Origin of the sequence: Tychonema sp. LEGE 07196 (genome assembly GCF_963890365.1) — a bacterium.
Lineage (GTDB): Bacteria > Cyanobacteriota > Cyanobacteriia > Cyanobacteriales > Microcoleaceae > Microcoleus.
Genome location: NZ_CAWPRX010000135.1, coordinates 1 through 6,924, shown reverse-complemented (window position 1 = coordinate 6,924; position 6,924 = coordinate 1). Strand labels below are relative to the sequence as shown.

Here is a 6,924-nt window from a genome sequence, read left to right as displayed (position 1 = left end):
GCCCCTCCCCCCCTCTCCCCTATTCCCCTTCCACCATTTTGCGGTACTCTTCGACAGACAAAGCATCACTGGCGTCGCTGAGATTGTCAACGCGCACTTTCAGCAGCCAGCCAGCACCATAGGGGTCTTCCGCCAAGTTTTCGGGAGACTCTATAATGTCATCGTTGCGTTCTACGACTGTACCGGTAACAGGCGCTTTCAAATCTTCAACTGCTTTCACAGACTCGACTGTACCGAAAGCTTCGCCCTTTTCCAGCTCTGCGCCGACTTCTGGCAAATCTAAAAATACAATATCGCCGAGTTGGTCAACGGCAAAAGCGCTAATCCCGATGGTGGCGATTTCTCCTTCGAGTCGGATGTATTCGTGGGTGTCTAGGTATTTCAGGTCATCGGGGTATGTTAGTGCCATGTCTTTTCTCGCAATAAACAAAGTATTCAGTAAATCTTAAACGGGCTTGCAGCCCCTTCCACAAGAACAAATAAATTTTCTTGCGGGAAGTAGGGGTTGGGCACAGGAACCCGCCGTGAATTGATGCTGACTTACTTAATTTAATTGGGGCGGTTGGGAGAGCGATAAAATGGCTTTTTAACCACCGCAGCGGGATAATTTTTCCCGCGAATTTCGACTTCTAACCGCTGGCCGATTTTCGCTAATTTTACCGGAAGCATCGCGAGGGCGACGGCCCGATTCAAGGTAGGCGACAATGTACCGCTAGTAACTTCTCCTACAGTTTCGCTTTCAAATATTATCGGATAGCCGTGGCGCGCAATGTGTCGCCCTTCCATTTCTAACCCTACCAACCGCTTCGATACTCCATTGGCTTTCTGCTGTTCCAAAACCTCGCGCCCAATAAAATCGCCTTTGCTGTCGAGGTGAACTACCCAACCTAATCCAGCTTCTAAAGGTGTGGTACTGTCGTCGATATCTTGGCCGTAAAGTGCCATTCCTGCTTCTAAACGCAAGGTATCTCTGGCACCCAATCCGCAAGGAACAACGCCAGCATTGAGGAATTTTTGCCAGAGTTTTTTGCCTGTTTCTATATCCACCATGATTTCAAATCCATCTTCGCCGGTGTAACCAGTTCTGGCTATAAAACTCGGCTGTCCTAACAGTTTTGTTTCTAAGTGTCCGAAGGCTTTAATTTTTGCTAGGTTGTCTTCCACAAAAGGCTGGAGGTGGTTGACAGCTTCCGGGCCTTGAATTGCGATTAAAACTTGGTCTTGGGAGATGTCGGTAAAACTAATTTCGCTAGATGCTAAGTGGGCTTCTATCCAGGCTTTGTCTGTGATGCGAGTGGCGGCGTTGACAATGATTGTTGCACGTTCTTCGCCAGTGATAGCATCTGGTTCTTGGTAGTAAAAAATAATATCGTCTATGATGCAGCCTTGGTTATTTAATAAGACTGTATATTGAGCTTGACCTGGTTGCAAGCGGCTTAAGTCTGAGGGTACTAAGGGTTGAAATTTTTCGATTAGTTGTTTCCCTTTCAAACAGAATTTTCCCATGTGGGAAATGTCGAACATTCCTGCTTGCTGGCGTACTGCTTGGTGTTCGCTGCTGATGCCTGCGTACTGCACTGCCATCTCCCACCCGGAAAAGGGTACCATCCGACCTTTGAGCTGTAATGATAGGTCGTACAGAGGCGATCGCGCAAGCTGGCTCGGCCTCTCTGGATTGTTGGGTTCAGTTGACTTTGCCACGGGATAATTGCTTTTTTTGCGGGTAGATTGTTTTAATTTTACGGGAAAGTGCGATCGAATTTAAGAAGACGCTGGCACTTTCAACCGCCGTCCGATCTAATTTTGTTGCTCTAATCTTGTTTATGGAGAATAGCGGGCTCGAACCGCTGACCCCTACAATGCCATTGTAGTGCTCTACCAACTGAGCTAATTCCCCTTTCTTTTCGCGCTCTCAATCATGCCTTAATTGAGTAATGTTTGTCAAGCCTTTTTGAAAAAATAGTTTGGAGCCTTGAACTGGCAAGGCTTTGGACTTGTTTTAAAATCTCCTGGCTGCTTTTCAATGAACGAATCCCTAGGATTATTTAATAAGTGTGTTGGGATATTGCGGTTAAATGGCTCAAGCAAGAACCCATGAGGAAGTAGACGACGATCAGGGCTGCAGCTGAGACCGCGACTAGGATGCCGGCTAGGATTAGTGAAAATTCCCGTTGCGCGATCGCCTCTTGCATTAGGTGCAAGGACCAAGCGACTAGGGCCACGTCAATTATTAAAATAGAAATCAGCATAAGTTACGTTTTGTAACAGCTTACCCATTGTAACAAAACTTTTGACTGCGTGCAGATTAGCTTATACGCATTTAATTATTGGTGTAAAACCGCGAGGGAGCAGCAAAAAGGCACTGAGAAAAAATGATAGCTCTGCCTAATCATTACGATATGCAAAGTAAATGAGAGCCGGCTCAGCGATTGAGGGGCGGCGGGTGCGATCGCACGGGGGGATTTACGATCGGGGTAGCTGGATTCGATCGGCCTCTTTTGTATAACTGATTTGATAGCAGAAGGTCTGAGCCGCTGTTGCACTTGGATGCGGTAAAATTAACTAGATTAACCTGCTTTAAAAAATGACAAATCGCTCTAATCGCGCCCTTTTTCACAGCAAAACACTCAACACTGCTTTGCGTGCTTTTAGCTTTCCGCAAGATATTGAAGCGCGCCGCCAAAAATTGGGAACCTGGATTGCTGCACTTAAAACGGGTACGTTAGACGAAATAAAAGAAGTTTCGCTGCACGGCAATTTTATTAATGATATTTTTCAGGATGTTTTGGGATATTGCTCGGTAATTCAAGGTGCGGGGAAAGCTTGGGAAATTAACGCGGAACAAACGATATCTGATGGCGGCGGTTCTGCTGATGGGGCGATCGGCTTTTTTACTGCTGCTGACAATCCTAAAGGCAAAGCCGTTGCGCTGCAGGGTAAAGTGGTGGCTCCGATCGAACTCAAGGGAGCGAAAAATGATTTAGACCGTGCCGCATCCGGTAGAGCCGAGTCAGCAGTTGACCAAGGTTGGCGCTACGCTAATTATACACCCGATTGTCGCTGGATTATTGTCTCGAATTATCGAGAGCTGCGACTTTATCATACCAATAAAACTCCCGCTTATTACGAACAATTTTTTCTGACTGACTTGGCGGATTTGGAAGCTTTTAAGCGGTTTTACTTTCTGCTGTGCCGCCGCAATTTTTTGCCTTCCCAAAACGGGGTTCAAACAGTTTCTGCAATTGACAGGCTTTTAAAAGATTCTGACGAAGCTCAAGAAGAAATTACCAATAAATTATATCAAGAGTACAAAGCAATTCGACTCGCTCTCGTGAAGCATTTTCGCTTTTCTGGGCCGCCGGATATTCCAAATCGCGATCGCGTACTCATCGAAAAAGCTCAAAAAACTTTAGACCGCGTTTTATTCATTGCTTTTTGTGAAGATAAAGGATTGCTGCCGCGCAACACGCTCAAGAACGCTCACGACCACAAAGACCAATACAATCCTCGATTAATTTGGGAAAATTATCAATCTGTATTTCGTTGGGTTGATGTGGGAAATGATGACCCTCCCGTACCGGGATACAACGGCGGTTTATTTAAATTAGATCCGGTTTTGGACGCACAGTTGACTGTGCCCAATCCCTTGTGCAGTCTGCTTAACAAGCTGACCAGATTTGATTTTGATACGGAAGTTTCTGTCGAAATTTTGGGGCATATTTTCGAGCAGTCTGTGACTGATTTGGAAGAGTTAAATGCTGAAACTTCAGGACAGGAATACGATCGCAAAAAAGGCAAGCGGAAAACTCAAGGTGTGTTTTACACCCCAGCTTTTATTACTCAATATATTGTCGAGGTTTCTCTCGGCGGCTATTTGAATCGAAGAGAAGCAGAATTGCGTTCAAGCTTTCAACTTAGCGTTAGCGAAAAAACTGGTTTTCTTCAAGAAACCCAGTTTTTGGATACAGATGGGGACTCAGAAACCGGGTTTTTTTACGAAAATACTTCGCACTCACCCGCAGATGCGGTAAAAAACCCGGTTTCTGCGATCGAAGCGCGCAATTCCTGTGCAATTAAGTTTTGGGAAACCTATCGAGACGAGGTATTGCAAAAAACGCGAGTTATCGATCCGGCTTGCGGTTCGGGTGCTTTTTTGATTGCGGCTTTCGATTATTTGATGCAGCAGTACGAAAGAGTCGATCGCGAATTGAATGCTTTGGGATCTCACCCAAAAGACGGTAAGTCGCTGGAATTTGACAGAACAATTTTAAGCAACAACCTGTACGGCGTAGATTTGCTGTCGGAATCGGCGGAAATTACCAAACTTTCGCTGTGGTTGAAGACGGCTCAAGCGGGTAAAAAGCTGACTTATTTGGATGATAATATTAAATCGGGAAATTCGATCGTATCTGACAGTAATGTAGCAGATAGAGCGTTTGATTGGCAAGCTGAATTTCCCCAGATTTTTGCTGATGGCGGTTTTGATGTTGTGATTGGCAATCCGCCCTACGTGCGGCAGGAGTTGCTGTCTCCCATCAAGCCATACTTGCAAGCAAATTATGAATCATATCACGGCGTAGCAGACCTCTATACTTACTTTTACGAACTCGGATTAAAGATTCTCAAACCGGGGGGAGTTCTTTCGTATATTGTGACAAATAAATGGTTGCGATCGGGATACGGCGAACCTCTACGCAAGTTCTTTGCGAGTCAAGGTTTACTAGAGCAAATTATTGATTTCGGACACGCGCCAATTTTTGAGGATGCTGATACTTTTCCCTGTATTGTCGCAGTCAGAAAACCTAACGCTTCTCTATGTATCTCTGAAACTGAAACCGATATCGATCGAGGTAAATCTGAACCTAATTCGTCGGCGGTGGTTTGTCCGGTGCCGCGCGAGGAACTTGCTAATATCAACCTTGCACAATACGTTCAAGAACACGGTTATCAAATTTCGCGCGATCGTTTTACTGCGACTGCTTGGAGTCTGGAACCTCCCGCTGTTGATGAGTTGATGCAGAAAATTAAACAAGTGGGTGTTCCGCTAAAAGATTTTGCAGGCGTTAAGCCTCTATATGGCATAAAAACAGGATTTAACGAAGCTTTTTTGATTGATGAAGCTACTAAAAATAGTCTCGTTCAAGCCGACCCTAAATCTGCTGAAATTATCAAGCCTTATTTGCGAGGTCAAGATATTAAACGCTGGAGTCCAGAGTGGGCAAATCTTTGGATTATTTTGCTGAAATCGAGCAGCGATAGTGTATGGCCCTGGAGTAAAGCAAAGGATAAAGCAGAGGAAGTATTTGCACAAACATTTCCATCGGTATATAAGTATATGAAGCCGATGCAAGAAAAACTGTCTAAGCGTTCCGATCAAGGGCGTTACTGGTGGGAACTGCGATCGTGTGCCTACTATAACATTTTTCAAGAACCAAAAATTATCACTCAAGATTTGGCTACTTATTCTTGGTTTTGCATCCTCGATCAAGAGGTATACCCAGTGAATACTTGCTATCTATGGCCAACAGGAAATCTTTATATGCTTGGGTGGCTGTGTTCGCCAATAACTTGGTGGATTTGTCACCACACTTTGCAAAAAGGAATCAATGACACACTGCGAATGTTTAGAGAACAGGTAGAAACTTTACCGATCGCACCACCAACTGACCAAATTCGTGCCGAAGTCGAATTAATTGTCAGCCGTTTAATTGAAATTACCAAAACTAATCAAGAGACTCACCGAGATGTCTTGCAATGGCTGGAAATCACTTATATAATTGATAAACTCGGACAAAAACTCGAAGATTTTTCTGCCCTTTCCTTTGCAGACTTCGTAGCAGAAATCAGAAAGCGAATGCCAAAAACTAAATCCTCCGATCCTCTCGGCGTTGCTGGACTAAAAGCAGTCCGCGAAACTTATAATGAATATGCACCGGCCATTCAATCTCGCAAAGCTGAGGCGTTGAGACTCGAACACCGTTTATCCGACTTAGTTAATCAAGCTTACGGATTGACCCCGGAAGAAATAGATTTGATGTGGAAAACAGCGCCGCCGCGAATGCCGATCGCCCGACAGATTTGATAGAATATTAGAGCAGTGTTTATCGTCTTTAGAAATGTTGGAATCACAATTTTTGCGCGGCCAATTATGCAATTTGTGCAGGATTCAAAGGTAAATAATTGACCTTTGAAGTAATTTTTAATCTTCTGTTATCCGCTCTTGCTCCCCCCCTTAGCAAGGGGGTAAAAAACCTAATGTTCTCAGGGATTTAATCCCCTGTTATCCGCTCTTGCTCCCCCCCTTAGCAAGGGGGTAAAACACCTAATGTTCTCAAGGATTTAATCCCCTGTTATCCGCTCTTGCTCCCCCCCCTTAGCAAGGGGGGGCTGGGGGGGGTAAAACACCTACCTAATGTTCTCAAAAATTTAATCCCTGTTATCCGCTCTTGCTCCCCCCCTTAGCAAGGGGGGGTAAAACACCTAATGTTCTCAGCGATTTAATCCCATCTACAATCACATCTAAAACCCCATCCAAATTATGATAAACATCATCATTTGTAAACCTCAAAAAATTAATTCTTGCTGATTCAATAAATTGTTGCCTTTGGGCATCATATTCTACAGCACCTTCTTCAAAATGACTATCACCGTCAACTTCTAATGCTAACTTGATTTCCGGTGAGTAGAAATCGAGCACAAATTCTGCTACGCTGTACTGTCTGCGAAATTTACAATTCTCAAGCTGTCTGTTTTTGATTTTGTCCCATAGACGTTTTTCAGCTTTTGTCATTTCTCTGCGAAGCCGCTGTCGCTTGAGTTTTTCTGAGGTTTTGTTGTAAAGTTTTGTCATTTTTTTATTTGGGTTTTTTCGTTGCTTGCTTGGGGTTTTTTACCCCCCCCCCACCCCCCCCTGCTAAAGGGGCC

At 44.5% G+C, this 6,924-nt stretch carries 5 protein-coding genes and 1 tRNA gene; 1 reads left to right on the top strand and 5 read right to left on the bottom strand.

Going from position 1 to position 6,924, the window contains the following annotated elements; translation table 11 throughout:
* Positions 1-19: 19 nt before the first annotated feature.
* From gcvH to AACV78_RS15855, 4 genes are all read right to left on the bottom strand, one after another.
* Positions 20-409: a glycine cleavage system protein GcvH gene (gene gcvH, locus AACV78_RS15870; RefSeq protein ID WP_194012935.1), complete on the bottom strand. Its 390-nt coding sequence runs from the start codon at positions 407-409 to the stop codon at positions 20-22.
* A 140-nt stretch (positions 410-549) separates the two neighbouring features.
* Positions 550-1,701 carry a glycine cleavage system aminomethyltransferase GcvT gene (gene gcvT / locus AACV78_RS15865; RefSeq protein ID WP_194012936.1) on the bottom strand — a complete coding sequence of 384 codons (1,152 nt, stop codon included), beginning with the start codon at positions 1,699-1,701 and terminating at the stop codon, positions 550-552.
* A gap of 123 nt (positions 1,702-1,824) precedes the next feature.
* A tRNA-Ala gene (locus AACV78_RS15860) sits at positions 1,825-1,897 on the bottom strand.
* A gap of 148 nt (positions 1,898-2,045) precedes the next feature.
* Positions 2,046-2,249: a hypothetical protein gene (locus tag AACV78_RS15855; RefSeq protein WP_194070547.1), complete on the bottom strand. Its 204-nt coding sequence runs from the start codon at positions 2,247-2,249 to the stop codon at positions 2,046-2,048.
* Positions 2,250-2,584: 335 nt separating this feature from the next.
* Between AACV78_RS15855 and AACV78_RS15850 the strand changes: the two genes are divergently transcribed.
* The gene (locus AACV78_RS15850; RefSeq protein ID WP_194012937.1) at positions 2,585-6,082 is read left to right on the top strand and encodes an Eco57I restriction-modification methylase domain-containing protein; all 3,498 of its coding nucleotides are present in this window, start codon (positions 2,585-2,587) and stop codon (positions 6,080-6,082) included.
* Between the two features lie 354 nt (positions 6,083-6,436).
* On the opposite strand, the gene AACV78_RS15845 is transcribed toward AACV78_RS15850, so the two are convergent.
* Entirely contained in the window at positions 6,437-6,850 is a 414-nt protein-coding gene (locus AACV78_RS15845) for an endonuclease domain-containing protein (protein ID WP_194074417.1), read from the bottom strand.
* Positions 6,851-6,924 lie beyond the last annotated feature (74 nt).